The sequence below is a fragment of the Robbsia andropogonis genome, assembly GCF_034047095.1.
Taxonomy (GTDB): domain Bacteria; phylum Pseudomonadota; class Gammaproteobacteria; order Burkholderiales; family Burkholderiaceae; genus Robbsia; species Robbsia andropogonis.
Map to the genome: position 1 here is coordinate 397,848 of NZ_CP139166.1, position 14,856 is coordinate 412,703.

At 58.9% G+C, this 14,856-nt stretch carries 11 protein-coding genes and 1 pseudogene; 7 read left to right on the top strand and 5 right to left on the bottom strand.

Annotated elements, in window-relative coordinates; genetic code table 11:
- Window positions 1-7 precede the first annotated feature (7 nt).
- The 5 genes from SJQ66_RS06890 to SJQ66_RS06910 all read left to right on the top strand — a co-directional run bounded on the left by SJQ66_RS06890 (window position 8) and on the right by SJQ66_RS06910 (window position 7,377).
- The gene (locus SJQ66_RS06890; RefSeq protein ID WP_024905882.1) at window positions 8-1,000 is read left to right on the top strand and encodes a fatty acid desaturase family protein; all 993 of its coding nucleotides are present in this window, start codon (window positions 8-10) and stop codon (window positions 998-1,000) included.
- Complete coding sequence (locus SJQ66_RS06895) at window positions 997-2,103, top strand: hypothetical protein (protein ID WP_320534115.1); 1,107 nt, start codon at window positions 997-999, stop codon at window positions 2,101-2,103. Before SJQ66_RS06890 ends, SJQ66_RS06895 begins: the two co-directional genes overlap by 4 nt.
- Window positions 2,104-2,386: 283 nt before the next feature.
- Window positions 2,387-5,659, top strand: a complete 3,273-nt coding sequence (locus SJQ66_RS06900; protein ID WP_320534116.1) for a hypothetical protein — start codon at window positions 2,387-2,389, stop codon at window positions 5,657-5,659.
- Window positions 5,660-5,739: 80 nt separating this feature from the next.
- The gene (locus SJQ66_RS06905) at window positions 5,740-7,047 is read left to right on the top strand and encodes an MFS transporter (protein ID WP_320534117.1); all 1,308 of its coding nucleotides are present in this window, start codon (window positions 5,740-5,742) and stop codon (window positions 7,045-7,047) included.
- Window positions 7,048-7,377 carry a LysR family transcriptional regulator gene (locus SJQ66_RS06910; RefSeq protein ID WP_024905878.1) on the top strand — a complete coding sequence of 110 codons (330 nt, stop codon included), beginning with the start codon at window positions 7,048-7,050 and terminating at the stop codon, window positions 7,375-7,377.
- A 264-nt stretch (window positions 7,378-7,641) separates the two neighbouring features.
- Here the strand turns inward: SJQ66_RS06910 and SJQ66_RS06915 are convergent.
- Window positions 7,642-7,866, bottom strand: a pseudogene (locus tag SJQ66_RS06915) (transposase domain-containing protein); the annotation flags it as partial.
- Window positions 7,867-8,172: 306 nt separating this feature from the next.
- Between SJQ66_RS06915 and SJQ66_RS06920 the strand changes: the two are divergent.
- Both SJQ66_RS06920 and SJQ66_RS06925 read left to right on the top strand, forming a co-directional pair.
- Window positions 8,173-8,373: a hypothetical protein gene (locus SJQ66_RS06920; protein WP_320533730.1), complete on the top strand. Its 201-nt coding sequence runs from the start codon at window positions 8,173-8,175 to the stop codon at window positions 8,371-8,373.
- Window positions 8,363-10,441: a recombinase family protein gene (locus tag SJQ66_RS06925; protein ID WP_320533729.1), complete on the top strand. Its 2,079-nt coding sequence runs from the start codon at window positions 8,363-8,365 to the stop codon at window positions 10,439-10,441. Before SJQ66_RS06920 ends, SJQ66_RS06925 begins: the two co-directional genes overlap by 11 nt.
- Here the strand turns inward: SJQ66_RS06925 and tnpC are convergent.
- From tnpC to SJQ66_RS06945, 4 genes are read right to left on the bottom strand one after another with little or no spacing between them, the layout of a single operon-like run.
- The gene (tnpC, locus tag SJQ66_RS06930) at window positions 10,421-11,785 is read right to left on the bottom strand and encodes an IS66 family transposase (RefSeq protein ID WP_320534118.1); all 1,365 of its coding nucleotides are present in this window, start codon (window positions 11,783-11,785) and stop codon (window positions 10,421-10,423) included. The two genes, SJQ66_RS06925 and tnpC, sit on opposite strands and share 21 nt — an antisense overlap.
- Before the next feature lie 44 nt (window positions 11,786-11,829).
- On the bottom strand, window positions 11,830-12,174 hold the full coding sequence (gene tnpB, locus SJQ66_RS06935; protein WP_046154715.1) for an IS66 family insertion sequence element accessory protein TnpB: 345 nt from the start codon (window positions 12,172-12,174) through the stop codon (window positions 11,830-11,832).
- Window positions 12,171-12,551 carry a transposase gene (locus tag SJQ66_RS06940; protein ID WP_320534119.1) on the bottom strand — a complete coding sequence of 127 codons (381 nt, stop codon included), beginning with the start codon at window positions 12,549-12,551 and terminating at the stop codon, window positions 12,171-12,173. Before SJQ66_RS06940 ends, tnpB begins: the two co-directional genes overlap by 4 nt.
- Window positions 12,524-14,524: an amidohydrolase gene (locus SJQ66_RS06945; protein WP_320534120.1), complete on the bottom strand. Its 2,001-nt coding sequence runs from the start codon at window positions 14,522-14,524 to the stop codon at window positions 12,524-12,526. The genes SJQ66_RS06940 and SJQ66_RS06945 overlap by 28 nt, the downstream gene beginning before the upstream one ends.
- Between the last annotated feature and the right edge of the window lie 332 nt (window positions 14,525-14,856).

Consider the following 14,856-nt stretch of genomic DNA (forward strand, 5'->3'; position numbering starts at 1 on the left):
TGTGCTCATGCCTTCGAAAAGCGCGCAGAAAGATAACCGATATGCGGCGCGGTGTGGCGATTTGCCAAGCGTGCTGTTCCTCTTCGTCATCGCAGCTAACACCTTCCTGATTGCTTTGACGCCGCATGCGTGGCGGCTGTATATGCTGTTGGCGCTACCGCAGGCGCTGCTTCTGGCCGGCTGCCAGGAGGCCAAGCACATGGCGGTTCACGGCACTTTCCTGTCGCTTCGTCGTGCGAACGACATCGTTGGTGTAATATGCGCAGCGTTGTTCGGCGTGAACTTCGTCGCCTACCGCTATTTTCATCTGCAACATCACCGCGCCACCTGCACCGACATAGATCCCGAGGGACGCCTTTACTCACTGAGCTGGCGGACACGCTGGATCTGGGCTTTGGCACCCCTCGAGCTGCCATGGGTCGCGTGGCATCAGAACCGGGTTGGATGGCCAATGGTGCCGGAAGATCGACGGAACGGGCGCAACGCCGCGCTTTTTTGGATGGTCGTATGCGGTGCACTGATCGGAGCGGGTGTATGGCACGGCGGCACCGCCAGGCACGTCATCATCTGGGCTTATGCCATTCCGCTTGCACTGCTCGCTTGGTTTGACTTCCTGTTGACCCAGGCTGAGCATTACGGCGTGGCGATTGTTCCTGCATCGCCCGGAAAGGTGCGTCGCGACCCACAGTCGATCACGATGGATATCGTGCTGCCGTTTGGGCTCGGCTGGCTGATGCTGAACCGCTCGCTTCACAGCGTTCACCATCGTTATCCGGCACTTCGCTGGTACGACGCGCCCCGCATCCTGCGCGCTGATCCGACAGCGGCCCCGACCACCTATTGGGCCTTTGCGCGCCGCTGGCTAATTGCCGGACCGCGGCTATGGCAGCACGACGAGTACCTGCAGGCCGAGCCGGTGATCGTCCCAGGCAATGGTCGGGCGGCACTGGAACAATTTCTGGAATGGGTGAAATGCAGGAAGTTGCCCGATAGCCGATGAGCCGCTACACATTCTCGCTCGCATGTACCGAGGACGATGCCCAGTTGCGTGAGCGCATGGCCGCCGACTGGATCGAGGGAGACATCGCGATCAGCCTGCGCCGCGAACCGTCGTACTTCGCGGCAAGCCGCCTGCAAGGCAGCGAGGCCCAGGTCGTGGTCGGCCGGGACACGGCGACCGGCCGGATCGTTGCGGCGATAAGCCGTAGCATCACGACCGTCTTTCTCGATGGGCAACCGCGCCGCGTCGGGTTTCTCTCGGATCTGCGGATTCACCGCGAACATCGCAATGGGCTGCTACTAGCACGCATATTCCATTTGCTGCGTGTGCTCGATCAAAATGAGCCGCTGCCTAGCTTCGCGCTGATATACGACGACAACGAAAGAGCGCTCGCGAGCCTTACCGGCGCACGTGCTGGACTACCGCTGTTTCGCCCGTGCGGTCGCCAGATCGCGTCGGCAATACATGTGCGCCGGCGGCGACCTGCGCTTCCGTCTACCGCAGAACTACGGCGTGCTCGCGCCGCCGAACTGCCGGCACTGGTTCAGTTTTTGAATCGCCATCGCGTCGGCTATCGATGGGCACCGGTACTCGCCGTCGATGATTTTCTGCCGGGCGGCCGTTGCGACACGCTTCGCGCGGAAGATTTCTTTGTGGCCGCGAGGGCAGGGCAGTTGTGTGCGGTCATGGCTGCGTGGGATCAATCGACACTGCGGCAGGTCCATGTCGAGCGCTATGCGCGTCAAATCGCATGGATGCGGCCCGCGTATAATGCTTTCGCGGCGTTTCGCGGATTGCCGATGTTGCCCGCGTGCGGGAATGAGCTGTCTTATCTCTACCTCTCATTCATCGCGATCGAGAACGACGATCTGACGCTGTGCGCTGCGCTGCTGCGCCACGTCTACAACGCGCTCTGCGGCGGGCGATGGCTCTATGCGCTCGCTGCCCTGGCGGAAAACGATCCATTGCTGCCCGTGTTTTCTGGCTACTCCGCTACCACGTCTACCGTGGGCGTGTTCGAGGTCGATTTCAGGCACCACGGTAGCACGCAGACGCCACCGTCCGTAACCCCGCACGCGCGTATCGAATTTGCGCTCACCTGAACAGGCGGCGCGTGCCCATCGCTTCACGCGACGGGTGGATTTCCTTACCTCTTAGTTCCTTTTTTTCGGGGTTTGTTTCGTTTTACGACCTATCGTTACGCAACCTCGCCGGTATTGTCAATGCATTGAACATACTATGGAATCTCTTGGCAAGTTGCAGCGGTCTTGAACAATCATCGTCAGCAGCGCGGCCGGATCACAAAGCGCCGTCAGGTCGCCGGTCATGTAGGGCGAGGCAGACGGGATATGCGTTGCATTGCACTTAATCACCGATATATCGATCATGTTCAATCGATTCCGGTTGGGATCGCCCGGGTCCAGCAAGTCGGCGACCGGGGGCATCGAAACCGCTGGCGAGCCCGACCGTACGACCGGCAAGACACCCTCCACTCATAGCCGCCGCTTGCCGGGGGAAATTCGTTCCCAGCTGCCGCAGCGATCGGAAGCCGGCGTGGGACGCGCTTCGCCCGTATCAGTTGCGCCGCGGCAAGCGGCACCACTATTGCCTGCTCAACGTCAAACTTTTCCGCCTGAGTATCACGGCGATACGATCGACTCTCTGCAAAGCCAATACGGCACGGACTCGGTGCCGCTGTCCGCATCGTCCGGCGCTGCGATGCCGTCCTCTGCGCAGGCGAAGCAGGAAGCGCCCGTGCACGAAACATCGCTTTTCGAGCTGACTCCGGAACAAAGCGGCGGGTGGGGCGTCACGTTCCTCAAAAATAAGGGTCATCTCAGGGAAGGGGTCACTCAGTCGGCAGCGGAGGTCCACGAAGATGAACCGGCCGTCATGCCTGATAACGGCGGCGCAACCTCCGAAATCCTTCCGGATGATACCGGCGGCCCGATCCGGAGCTGGTCTGCCTCACAAGAGTCGGGTCGGCGGAGTACGTCGGCGCATAGGTCGGGAGGCATGCTGCCGCCGGCGACAGCGGATGCCGCGTCCGCCAGACGCGGCACGGTGAAGAGCCGTCTTGCGCAACTGATCGACATCCGGCGCGTGCCACAGGCCCCGGCTGTGCGGGTCGATGACTGGTCCGACCGCTCGGCCCTGGAAATCTGCGAAGGATGGCGCGAAAGCTTGGTAGAGACAGTATCGATTCCGTCAATGTCGCGCCTTGTGGCTCTGAACTTCGAACGTGTTCATGCCGCAGCGATCCCTGCGGATTTGAGAGATCAGTGTCTGTTGCCGGAAGGAGCGGGCGGACAGGCCTATTACGACGAGATGGTGAGGACTTTCCTAAACGCGGTGGGATGTAAGGATCCTGACGATATCGACAAGGTGCTTGACAGCTTTAAGCAGACGGGGACGGGGGGGCTGCACCGTCAGCGTGTGATGACTGCGTCGCTCCTCAACAGCGGCATAAGCATAGCGCAACTCGCTGCCTCCTCGCATGTGGCAGCGAAGACAGCGATGTCGACCGCGCAGATGCTGCTCACGGTTGCTTCGTCCCGGCTCGCTTTCACATCGGCCAAGCTGCGCTTTCGCAATGCCGGCACCGAGGAGATCATGCCGCTCGGCAAGGCGGACGCCACGCCCAGCGCGAAAAGCGGAGCGAGCGTCGCGGGCGCGTCGCTCGCCGTCATGCGGCACCTCGGCAAAATCGAGAAAGACGTTAAGCGGATGAACATTGCGCTGGCGGCGCTCGAACGGGCCGGAACTCCCGACGAAAAGCGTGTCGCTGCAGACGCGCTGTCGATTGCGTTCGCCCGATTCTGCGTGCGAAGCGAAATGAAGCTCGACTACAAGACGGCCTCGGAGAGCGCCAAGATCGAATTCTTCGGCAATGAGCTGAATCTTTACGCGAACTACGTCAGCGGCACGGCCGGCCTGGTAACGACGATCATGAGCATTGTCACGCCGGCCCTCATATCGGCCCACGCGACGCTCGGCGCCAGCGCTGCCACGCTGGGTCTCACGGCCCTGCTGTACGTGGGCTACCAGCTAAGCTCTGGACCGAGCAGGGACGGCGAAGCGAAAGCGAAGCGGGCTATCGTCGCGCTCAGCAAGTCCCTCGACCTGCTGGGAGGCAACGCTCGCAAGCAGCAGATGCGTCGCGCACAAGCCTATCGTGGCTACGTTGACGAAAGAGCAAAGACGAAGGAGCCCGGTGCGCGCGCCGAGGCCAAGACTAAGCTGCTCGACGAATTGCGTCAGATTGCACGCGAAGACAGCACTCAGGACGACTTGAATCCGCTGCAGAACTGGACCGATTACACACACTTCCAGCAACGCGTGGCCTTGATTAAGGCTGTAGTAGCGAGCCCGGAAGCACTACAGGTTGCCGAAGGGAACGAGCATGCCGTCAAGGCGGCGGTGGCGGAAGCCGTGAGCGAACTCGAACTCGCTTTCACGGCTACGCATCAGCACAAGTTCAAGACATCCACCATCGTCGATGCATGGAAGACCCCATATCGGATACGTTTCGACAGCATGGGCCGCTTGCTGCTCGGCAAGGTATCCCAATCGAGCCGTACGGTGCTGGATCTAGACGCGAAGCGCGTGAAGGTCCAGGCGAGCCGCGAGCGGCAGGCAGGATCATCCGTGCGGTCGCACCCCGGAACGTTGGCGCAAGACGCTCGACTTAAAGGTCAACGCCAGGATCTGAAGGCGACCCTGACGAACTGGATCAACTTCGAATTCGCGCAGTCGCGGCTGCATGCGTTTGCCGCTTTGTCGGCCGACGACGCGGTACGCCTGCCGACTACGCTTCGCGAGGCCACGCAAGCGCTCGCCGCCGTGAACGATCCTGACGCGCAGGCGCTCTTTGTCGGCGACGGACGCGCGCAGGTCGAGGCGACCCGGCTGGCGAAGAAACTGACCGCCGGCGAAGAGGAGCGATATACGGTGACGGGGGGCGGCTCGGCTATTTTGAGCACCGTCGCCAATACGGCTGGGGGTGCCTACGGCCTCAGCGTGAACATCGCGAAGACCGCAGCCACTAGCCACGGCGCGCACCTTACCACCCACTATGGCGATCAGCGGGATGGGCAGTTGCTCACGCAAGGTAGTGCGCCCTTTACGGCGCACTATTCGTCGGGCGAACGCGCGCGGTTCCAGAAGAACGACATGGCCCGACTGCTAGCCACGCTCAAGCGTAGCGGCGACCCCGTCAAACTGAAGCTCGAACTCGGGCCCGCACAGGAAGGAAAGTTTGCGCTCGACGACCCACAGTTTGACAGCGCACTGGACAAGTTGATCCAGCAGATGGAAACGCAGAGGGATATGCCCGATGAAATCGATGTGTCGATTGACGGCGCCAAGGCCTTTACCGGCAAGCTGAACGGCACGACTGATTATCACAAATGGCGTTACGACCATGCCACTCTCCGCAAGAAGCTTGATTTTCATCGTACGCAGGCGAACGTACTTGCCAAAGGCATCGGCGTATCGGTGTTCTCGCCGGTACTGCAAGGCATGGCGCAGATTTCGCTGAAGAACACACGCCGCGCCGCATACCGTGGCGACGAGATGAGTCCCGACGTGCGCGACAAGCTGCGCGAATTGGCCACCCCCCCGGCCGACGAGGACAGGGCAATGGACGATAGCACGTGAATAGCGGAGTTCTGGTGTAAATAGGTAAGAACATTCTCAACACTCTTACCTATTTACACCAGAACCTATTGGAGACATTTATGCAACAGCCGATTCTATCGGCCGGCGTCACGCACGCCGCTACCAAGAAAAACAGCGCCGCGCGGGTTATTTTCGCGAGTTTTATCGGCACGGCCATCGAATTTTACGACTTCTACGTCTATGCAACAGCGGCCGCGCTCGTCATCGGGCCGGTCTTTTTCCCGCATGGATCCACTACGGCGCAGGCCTTGTCGTCGTTCGTGACGTTCGGCATCGCGTTCATCGCACGCCCCATCGGCGCTTTTTTCTTCGGTCACTTCGGTGACCGGATCAGGCGGAAATCGACGCTGGTGGCATCGCTGCTGCTCATGGGGCTGTCCACGACCTTGATCGGCTTCTTACCCGGATACGACGCATTGGGCACTTTGGCACCCATTCTCTTATGTCTGCTGCGCTTCGGGCAGGGCCTGGGTTTGGGCGGCGAATGGGGCGGCGCAGCATTGCTTGCCACGGAAAACGCCCCTGCGGGCAAACGCGGGTGGTTCGGCATGTTCCCGCAACTGGGGCCGTCGATTGGCTTTCTCGCTTCCAATGGACTGTTTTTCATACTCGCGCTATTGCTCTCGGATGCGCAATTCAAGAGTTGGGGTTGGCGTATCCCGTTTATCGTCAGTGCGGCATTGGTAGGGCTCGGGCTGTATGTACGTCTTAAAATTGCTGAAACGCCAGCATTTGCGGCAGCCCTCGAACGTCAGGAGCGCGTGCGTCTGCCGTTGTTCACGCTGCTTGGGCGTCACCTTGGTCCGGTGGTGCTTGGCTCCCTGACAATGGTGGTGTGCTATACGCTGTTTTATCTGTCGACCGTGTTCGCCTTGTCGTATGGCGTGGGCACCTTGCACTTGTCGCGGCAGACCTTTTTAGGGATGTTGTGTATCGCTGTGGTCTTCATGGCCATCGCCACGCCAATCTCGGGTTGGGCAAGCGATAAATATGGGCGCAAGCCGGTGCTGGTGGTGTGTACTCTCGTAGCGTTCCTGGCAGGTTTCGCGATGGCACCCATGCTGGGCAGCGGGCAGTTGCTTTCGATCCAGTTGTTCCTGGTGATGGCACTTTTCATCATGGGTGCGACCTTTGCCCCGATGGGCGCATTGCTGCCGGAGTTGTTTCCTACGCATGTCCGTTACACTGGTGCGGGTGTCGCCTATAATCTGGGCGGCATTTTAGGTGGGTCACTCGCACCGTATATCGCGCAGGTATTGGCAGCGCGTGGTGGCTTGCACTGGGTCGGCGGGTATTTGAGCGCCGCGGCGGTGGTCAGTCTGCTGGCAGTGCTGTGCATGCGCGAGACGCATCACGCCGACCTGTGAATGAACTCTGACGATCTCAATTTATTTGCCCGTGTGGCCTGTCTGAACGGTATTTCATGTGCAGCCCTGGAAACGGAGACCAGCCAATCGACGGTTAGCCGTCGCATCGCGACCTTGGAAGCGTCTTTAGGCGGGCGCTTGTTTCGCCGTAGCGGTCGTGGCGTGGCCCTGACGAAACGCGACGAGCTGGTGCTGGGCTATGCCGTGGCGATGGCGCAAAGTCTCGAGGAAGCGGCGCGCGTGGTCAGAGATCGGTCTGAGACAGGGCCTGCCCGTATTTGCATCGGGGCGCAGCCGACGACTGCACGATTGATGTTGGGGTCAGGGTAGCAACGGAACAGCCAACGCACTAATGCGGTCATGTGTGAGTTGGCTGTTCCGTTGCTCTTTGGACCCCATATTGAACGATGAGTGGATGGTCCGTGCGTCATGCTCAGGGAATTCATGAACCGGGTGAATAAACACAACGGCCGCTAACCCGTAAGCGTCGACCGAAGGCATCTTGTCAGCCGCGTATTTCATGTGGCCGGGTATCGATTGGCGGCATGCCGGTAGTGCCCATTTAAAAAATAAATGGGCACTTCAATAAGCTTTTTAAGCCTCGTGGAGTTTGCTGGAAGCGATGTTCCACGGCAGCAGATCGTCGATCTGATTCACCGGGTGATCAGCGATACGCGTTAGCACTTCGCGCAGATACGTCTCTGGCTCGATCCCGTTGAGTTTGGCCGTACCGATTAGGCTGTACATGGCGGCCGCACGTTCGCCCCCTGACTCCGAGCCAGCAAATAGATAATTCTTGCGGCCCAGCGCAATTTCCCGTTCATTCTGCCCATATCGGGCAGGAAGTCGAGATTCATTATCGTTGGCATCCGCTGTATGGGCGTCGCGTCAAGGTTAAAGACATCGAGCGTCGCGGCGGAGGTCAGGTCGTCCATGTGGAGGCGGACCCCGGTGTAATCAGGATGATCGCGGGATGGATGCTCGATGCCGCGATTTGTTCAGCGATGGTTCTCGGCGAACCGAGAGTTACCGTAGCGACACTGCATAATCTGCATCAATTGCTGGTCGATCTGCATTTGCGGGGAAACTCTCCGGACGGTTCCACCAACGTCCGGGAGAAACGCAATGGGCAATCTGCCAAACGTCGTTCCAGCAGGTCAACAGTTATCGCGGTCGATGCCGCCCCAGATGAACCTGATGTTCGACGCGGTCGAGCTTCAGGGGATGAACGCGGTGCAACGGGCAAACACGCTCAGGCATCTCGCATGCCTGTTGATGCAGGCGGCGGGCATCCCGACTGCGAAGGGGCGTAACGATGACGAATGATGATCGTTTGCCCGCAGATCTTCTTAAACGCAAGGCGGTAGTTTATGTCCGACAGTCCAGCCGAACGCAGGTCCAACTGAACCTCGAGAGCCGGCGCCGGCAGTATGACCTCGTGCAGGAAGCAAAGCGACATGGATTTCGCGACGTCGAAGTCATCGACGACGACCAGGGACGCTCGGCGAGCGGCACAGTTGCGAGACCGGGCTTTGATCGTCTGGTCGCGTTATTGTGTGCAGGCGATGTCGGCGCAGTGCTTTGCCTGGACGCCTCACGCCTTGCCCGCAATGGACGCGACTGGCATCATCTGCTCGAGCTCTGTGGTCTCGTTCAAGCGCGGGTAATCGACCTTGACGGTGTGTACGATCCTTGCCGGGCAAATGACCGGCTATTACTTGGCATGAAGGGCAGCATCAGCGAATTCGAACTCAACGTGCTTCGAACGCGCATGCACGACGCCAAACGAGAGAAGGCACACCGTGGTGAATTACGTATCAGCGTGCCGGTCGGCTATATCTGGCATCGTGATGTTGGTCTGGGTTTCGATCCAGACGCACGGTTGCAGGAAGTCATACGCCTGATTTTTACTCGTTTCCGGCAACTGGGCAGCGCGCGGCAGGTTCTGCTGTCGATGAACGCTGAACAGGTCCACTTCCCGCGCCCCTCTGACGGCCGGACGCTGACGCGGGTCGACTGGACTCCAATACGCTACCGTAACGTGATTTCGGTGCTCAAGAATCCGTTCTATGCTGGTGTCTACGCGTATGGCAAGAGCGGCAAGCAGATGACGATCGTCGAAGGCCGGGCACGCAAGAGCTACAAGCACCGCAAGCCGTTTGAGAACTGGGACGTCATGCTCCGGGAACACCACGAAGGCTACATCGACTGGGCGGAGTTTGAACGCAACCAGAAGAAGCTCGCGACAAATGCTTACGGCAAGGCGGGCGACGTAAAATCCGGTCGTGGTGGCCGCGCGCTGCTCGCTGGCCTGCTTGCCTGCGCACGCTGTGGACGTCGCCTGTCGGTGGCCTACGCTGGACGTATCCCGCAGGCCGTGTACCGGTGTGACCGCTTCGACACGTCAGCGCGATGTATGAGGTTCGGTGGTTCCCGTATCGATGCGACTGTCAGCAAGGAGCTTCTGCGCGTCGTGGAGCCATTGGCGATCGAAGCGGCACAACAGGCTGAGCAAATGCACATGGATACCCTGAACGAGCAGCAACAGATCGTGGAACTCGAACTGCAGCAGGCCCAGTACGAGGCCACGCTGGCTGAGCGGCGCTACGCCGCCTGTGATCCCGAGAACCGCCTGATTGCCGCGCAGCTGGAGAAGAACTGGGAAGCGGCATTACGTCGTGTACAGGCCTGCCAGACGCGCGTGGAGACGGTGACTGCACCAAAGGCGCAGGCTCCCCTGCCTGACTTTACGAAGCTCGCCGAAGATCTTCATGCTGCGTGGAATGCACCGAGCGTCGCCATGCGCACACGTCAACAGCTTGTTCGCGCGCTCATCGTCGATATCGTTGCCGACGTCGACGAGGCTACACGCGAAATCATTCTGACGATCCACTGGCAAGGCGGTCAACATTCCCGGCTACGGATTCGCAGGCCGCGAACTGGCGAGCATGGCTGCAGTACGTCAGACGAAGCGCTCGCGGTTATTCGCAGCATGGTAACCCGATGGTCCGACGAGGACATTGCTGCATCACTGAACCGCATGGGAATACGCACAGGACAGGGCAAGACCTGGACCGCACATCGTGTCAGCTCTGTACGGCATGTCCGCGATATCCACGCCTACAAGTCGGCAGATAAGGATGGCGACTGGCTGACGATGTCTGAGGCAGCGAAGGAGCTTGGTGTCACTCACTACATGATCCGGCGTTTGATCAACGATCGGATTCTGCCTGCCGAGCAGGTCGTGCCTGATGCCCCATGGCAGATTCGGACGATCGATCTGCACAGCGAAGCGGTTACCGCAGCACTGGCGCGCAAGTATCGCCCGTGTCGCAACGATGTCGAAGGCCAGATCCCAATGTTTATCCAGGTTTCAGAAGGAGGTGCACAATGAACGCCCCGTTGCCACGGCGCGCAACGCGCGTTCGACGGCGTTATTGTCGATCTCGCCCCGGCCATCCTGCACGAACGTGTTCAACGCCTCCCATCGATTGAGCGCGTACTGGATCGCACCGGCGAGCGCCGATTTGGTCGATAGCGTTGGGATCAGCGAGTCCAACCACGCTCGCATACTATCGAGCAGCGGCTTGCTGTGTTCGGTTCGCACTTGCAAACGCTTGTCCGGCGGCTCCCCCCTGATCTGCTCTTCAATTGCATACAGTGCCGCGATGCGGCGCACCGCTTCGCCTGCCGCCGGTGACGGATGCGACTTCGTGAGTTCGTAGAATTTGCGTCTGGCATGCGCCCAGCAGGCCGCCTGCGTTCGCGCGTCGCCGTACAGCGCGTCATATCCCACAAATCCGTCGGCGTGGATGATGCCGTTGAACTCGCCGAGATGTCGTTGCGGATGTTCGCCGCGACGATCGGGCGTGAACGCCATCCATAATGCGGCGGCATTTGCCGAGCCCGCTGGGCGTTCGTCACGCACATACGCCCACAGCCGACCCGTGACAGTCTTGCCTTTGCCCGGTGCCAGCATCGGCACGGGCGTGTCATCAGCGTGCACGCTCGGCCCCGCCATTACATATCGGCGCAGCGCCTCTACCAATGGGCGCAGCAGTCGTGTGACACCGCCGACCCATTCACTCAGCGTCGAGCGATCTAAGTCCAGTCCGTCACGTGCATAGATGTGCGACTGTCGGTACAGCGGCAGGTGATCGGCATATTTGCCGATCATGACGTGTGCGAGCAAACCGGGACCGGCTAACCCTCGGGCAATGGGTCGTGACGGCGCGCTCGCTTGAACGAGTGTCTGACAGCATGCGCAACTGAATTTGGGGCGCACGTGTCGAATGACACGCCAGCTCCCGGGCAAGTACTCGAGCTGCTCGGCGACATCCTCACCGATTGGCTTGAGCGCACCGCCACAGTCCGGGCAGTCATCGCCTGAGGGCAGATGCTCGAGCGTGTCGCGTGGCAGGTCCTCCGGCAGCGGCTTGCGAGAGCGGTTTTTACGTTCTTGTTCGACAGGTGTGGCGGGCGGCGGATCTTCCCCGTTGTCGAGCAGCAATTCCTCGAGCTTGAGCTCGAGCTGACCGATCTCGGTCTCCAGCTTCTCGGACTTGCGGCCGTACATCTGGCGGCGAAGCGCCGCGATCTGAATCTGTAAATGCTCGATGAGCAGTTCGCGTGCGCTCAGATTCGATTGGAGTTTGCGCACCTGGCCGGCCAGATCCGCGACCATGCGCTGAAGCGCAACGACCTCGGTGGGGAGCGCACTGTTAGGGGATTCGGCCATGGCGACAGTTTACGCATTTCAGGCCCCGTATACAACTGCTACGACTACGCCGCACGGGGTGTGGCGGTGCGCTGTGGTCGGCGCCAGTCGATGCCTTCAAGCAACATGGACAACTGCGCAGCGCTCAAATGCACGCTACCGGAATCGGCCTGCGGCCAGACGAAGTAACCGTGTTCGAGGCGCTTGCAGAGCAAACACAGACCCTGTCCATCCCACCAGAGTACCTTGATTCGGTCGCCGCGCCGACCTCGGAAGACGAACACCTGGCCGCCGTACGGGTTGTTGGCAAGTTTGGTTTGCACGACAGCGGCCAAACCGTCGAAGCCACGCCGCATATCGGTCACGCCGGCAACCAGCCACACTTGCGTGCCGGGAGGTAGGCCGATCATACTGTGCGGGTTGATGCCAAGGTTTGCGAGATGAAGGTGCGCAGAATCTCGACCTCGACGTTCCCCCGAATGACGATCCTGGTCTGGCCATGCAGCCACTCGAGCTCAGTCGGGGGAACTGTGGCTAGCGGAGCACGAGCGTATTCTGAAGCAGTGGATGCGGCGCTGACGACGGGCACGAAGGTGACGTGATCGGCACGCTGATGCTCGCGACACCAGCGTGCCAGTTGATTGGCGTTGACGCCGTTGGCCAAGGCCAGAGCTGCACGAGAAACCTCCGGCAGCATGGACTGGCGCACAAGCTCTCGCTTGAATTCCTTGGTGAAACTGCGTCGCGCAGTGCGCGGCGTCACGGGTACCACTTGCTTACCTTCCATCGTCTGCATCCGTCGAAAAATCCGACAGCATGAGCACGTTCATGTCGCGACGAAAGATGCCTTGGGTGGACGCTTACGCTAACCCAGGTCTCACTCACGGTGATATCTCGCATACCTTCGGCATTCTCTGCCGTCCACTGCAACGGATCATCCTCAAGAATAACGAGGTCGGCCTGCTTCCCCGGTCGCAGCGACCCGATGTGTTCATCGAGATGACATTGCCAAGCCGCGTCAATCGTAACGGCTCGTAGCGCTTGCGAAGCAGTTAAACGTTCTGCCGGGTTTAACACATCTTCCGTTCCGGCTATCTCGGCGCTGTCTTCTGGCATCACTATCGCAGAGGTTCGACCAGCTTTCTCAGATGCGCCGAGTATGCTTCTTGGCCCCTCCATTACGCGTCCAATCGCTTGCTCCATACAGCGTAATGGACCAAGCGGTGAGACAAAGTGATCGCTATGCAAGCTAATTTTCAGGCCCGCCGCCAATGCCGATGCACACCGATCAAGCAACTGGGCCCGCTCCGGACCGAGAATGGTTCTCTGAAGCGTCCTACCCCAATAGCCCACATGACCGATAAGGAAGCTCGGCGATACACCGAGCCGTTTCATTGTAACAATCGCATCATCATGGAGCAGTGATGCATGCTCTATCCGATGACGCAAGTCGAGCGTCCCAGAATGTAATTCAGAATCTACAGGATTGGGCAGCAATGGCCCCGCCTTATCCAGTGCCAACTGGAAGGCGGCCAGCACATTGGCGATTCCTTCGTCCCCGTTTGCATGAACAAGGATCGGCCATCCTGCATCGGCCACTGTTCGCATGATTTGCGCCAATCCCCAAGGCGGGCTGAAATTGAATAGCCCCCGCGGACCAACACCCGGCACCGTGTGATCGAGGCAGCAAAGATAATTCTGACTCTGGAACCCAGTCAATCCCTGATTCGAACCGTCCGCCATCAATTTGACAGCACGCAAACCAAACAAAGCATTGGCATCGTCGTTCTGTTCGGGGTGGAATTGCTTGACCCAGTCGGGCAAAGATGAATCGCTGCCAACGTATAACGCAGCGCCTACGCGGACGGTCATACCGGCCGTCGTCGCTAAGAACCGCATCAAATCAACCTCAGCTTCCTTATTCAGCATGCCAAGGCCTGCGTCAAATATTGTCGTAATACCGCGCCGATTTGCATCGGCGAATACGCGCAGCAGACCCAGAACCGTTTCCTCTTTGGTCGGCGGCGGTATTTTTGAGGTCACCTTGGTAGACTCGCTTTCGGTCAAAACACCATTGTTATAATTTTTGTCTAAGCCGGCCTCGGATAAAGCCGCCCCATTGACATAGCTGATATGACCGGAAGCATTAAGCAGAAAAATACATACATCTGGGCTTATCTTATTTAGCCATTCAGCATTGATCTCTCCCCATACATCCATGAGCGACGGGTCGACTCCAAAACCGCAGACCCATTTTGGTACGTCGTTCGCGCCAGCGTCTTTCGTTATTGAATCCACCGCGCTGGCGAGCTGTTCGTAGATGAAATTCATTCCGTACGAGCTGCGCAGTTTCTGATCGTCGCCGAACGGACTAAGGTTCGTCCATGAGCCAACGATTGCGCTTGTCAGTAAATGAGCGTGTGGCTCGATTAATCCAGGAAGCAAGGTCTGATTGTCGGTGAGCATCTGCAAGCGAAAGTCGCCGTTTCGCTTAAGCATTTCCTCGCGTACATGTTCGAGGGTACCGGTTGCCACCACTTGGTGGTCAGCTATGCCGATCGCTTCTACTTGAAAGTCCGTCTGCGTGGGGTCGGGATAGATGTTTCCTCCGTGAAATATTACGGATTCGACCGTTTCGGCAGGTTTCGGCAATGCCAATATTTTGATCAGTTCAGGCCATTCACGCGCGTCATCAGTGAATGTAGGTATTAGATTGGGACTGCAACAGGCACAGCCAAAGTTGTTAACGTGCTCCGACATAAATAAGCTCCGCATAGATTGGTTTTACCCTGAAAAGTCGTAGCAGCCTGCCAATCGGTAACATCGTATTCCGAACGCGTCTGAATTCCAATCGGCATAATACTATGCAAAATTCATTTATCCATCTTTATTTAAATGCATAAATGAATAGTCTTTTAATTTCAGCCATTAATGTTATGGTGTTTTGCCGTAATAAAGCACTTCGGAGTCTTGAGGGTCGCGAACGAACGATACAATCCATGAAGCAAAATCTGACGCCAGCGATGGCGCCTTTGTTTATAGTGGCTATGCGTAGGTGCAAGCCTCAGCATAAATTCTGCTTTCGCCTTGTT

Coding starts and splice junctions, on each gene's coding strand:
- SJQ66_RS06945 (WP_320534120.1), bottom strand. CDS start 14,524: ATGTCGGAGCACGTTAACAACTTTGGCTGTGCCTGTTGCAGTCCCAAT.
- SJQ66_RS06900 (WP_320534116.1), top strand. CDS start 2,387: ATGTTCAATCGATTCCGGTTGGGATCGCCCGGGTCCAGCAAGTCGGCG.
- SJQ66_RS06895 (WP_320534115.1), top strand. CDS start 997: ATGAGCCGCTACACATTCTCGCTCGCATGTACCGAGGACGATGCCCAG.
- tnpB (WP_046154715.1), bottom strand. CDS start 12,174: ATGATCGGCCTACCTCCCGGCACGCAAGTGTGGCTGGTTGCCGGCGTG.
- tnpC (WP_320534118.1), bottom strand. CDS start 11,785: ATGGCCGAATCCCCTAACAGTGCGCTCCCCACCGAGGTCGTTGCGCTT.
- SJQ66_RS06910 (WP_024905878.1), top strand. CDS start 7,048: ATGAACTCTGACGATCTCAATTTATTTGCCCGTGTGGCCTGTCTGAAC.
- SJQ66_RS06925 (WP_320533729.1), top strand. CDS start 8,363: ATGACGAATGATGATCGTTTGCCCGCAGATCTTCTTAAACGCAAGGCG.
- SJQ66_RS06920 (WP_320533730.1), top strand. CDS start 8,173: ATGGGCAATCTGCCAAACGTCGTTCCAGCAGGTCAACAGTTATCGCGG.
- SJQ66_RS06890 (WP_024905882.1), top strand. CDS start 8: ATGCCTTCGAAAAGCGCGCAGAAAGATAACCGATATGCGGCGCGGTGT.
- SJQ66_RS06940 (WP_320534119.1), bottom strand. CDS start 12,551: ATGGAAGGTAAGCAAGTGGTACCCGTGACGCCGCGCACTGCGCGACGC.
- SJQ66_RS06905 (WP_320534117.1), top strand. CDS start 5,740: ATGCAACAGCCGATTCTATCGGCCGGCGTCACGCACGCCGCTACCAAG.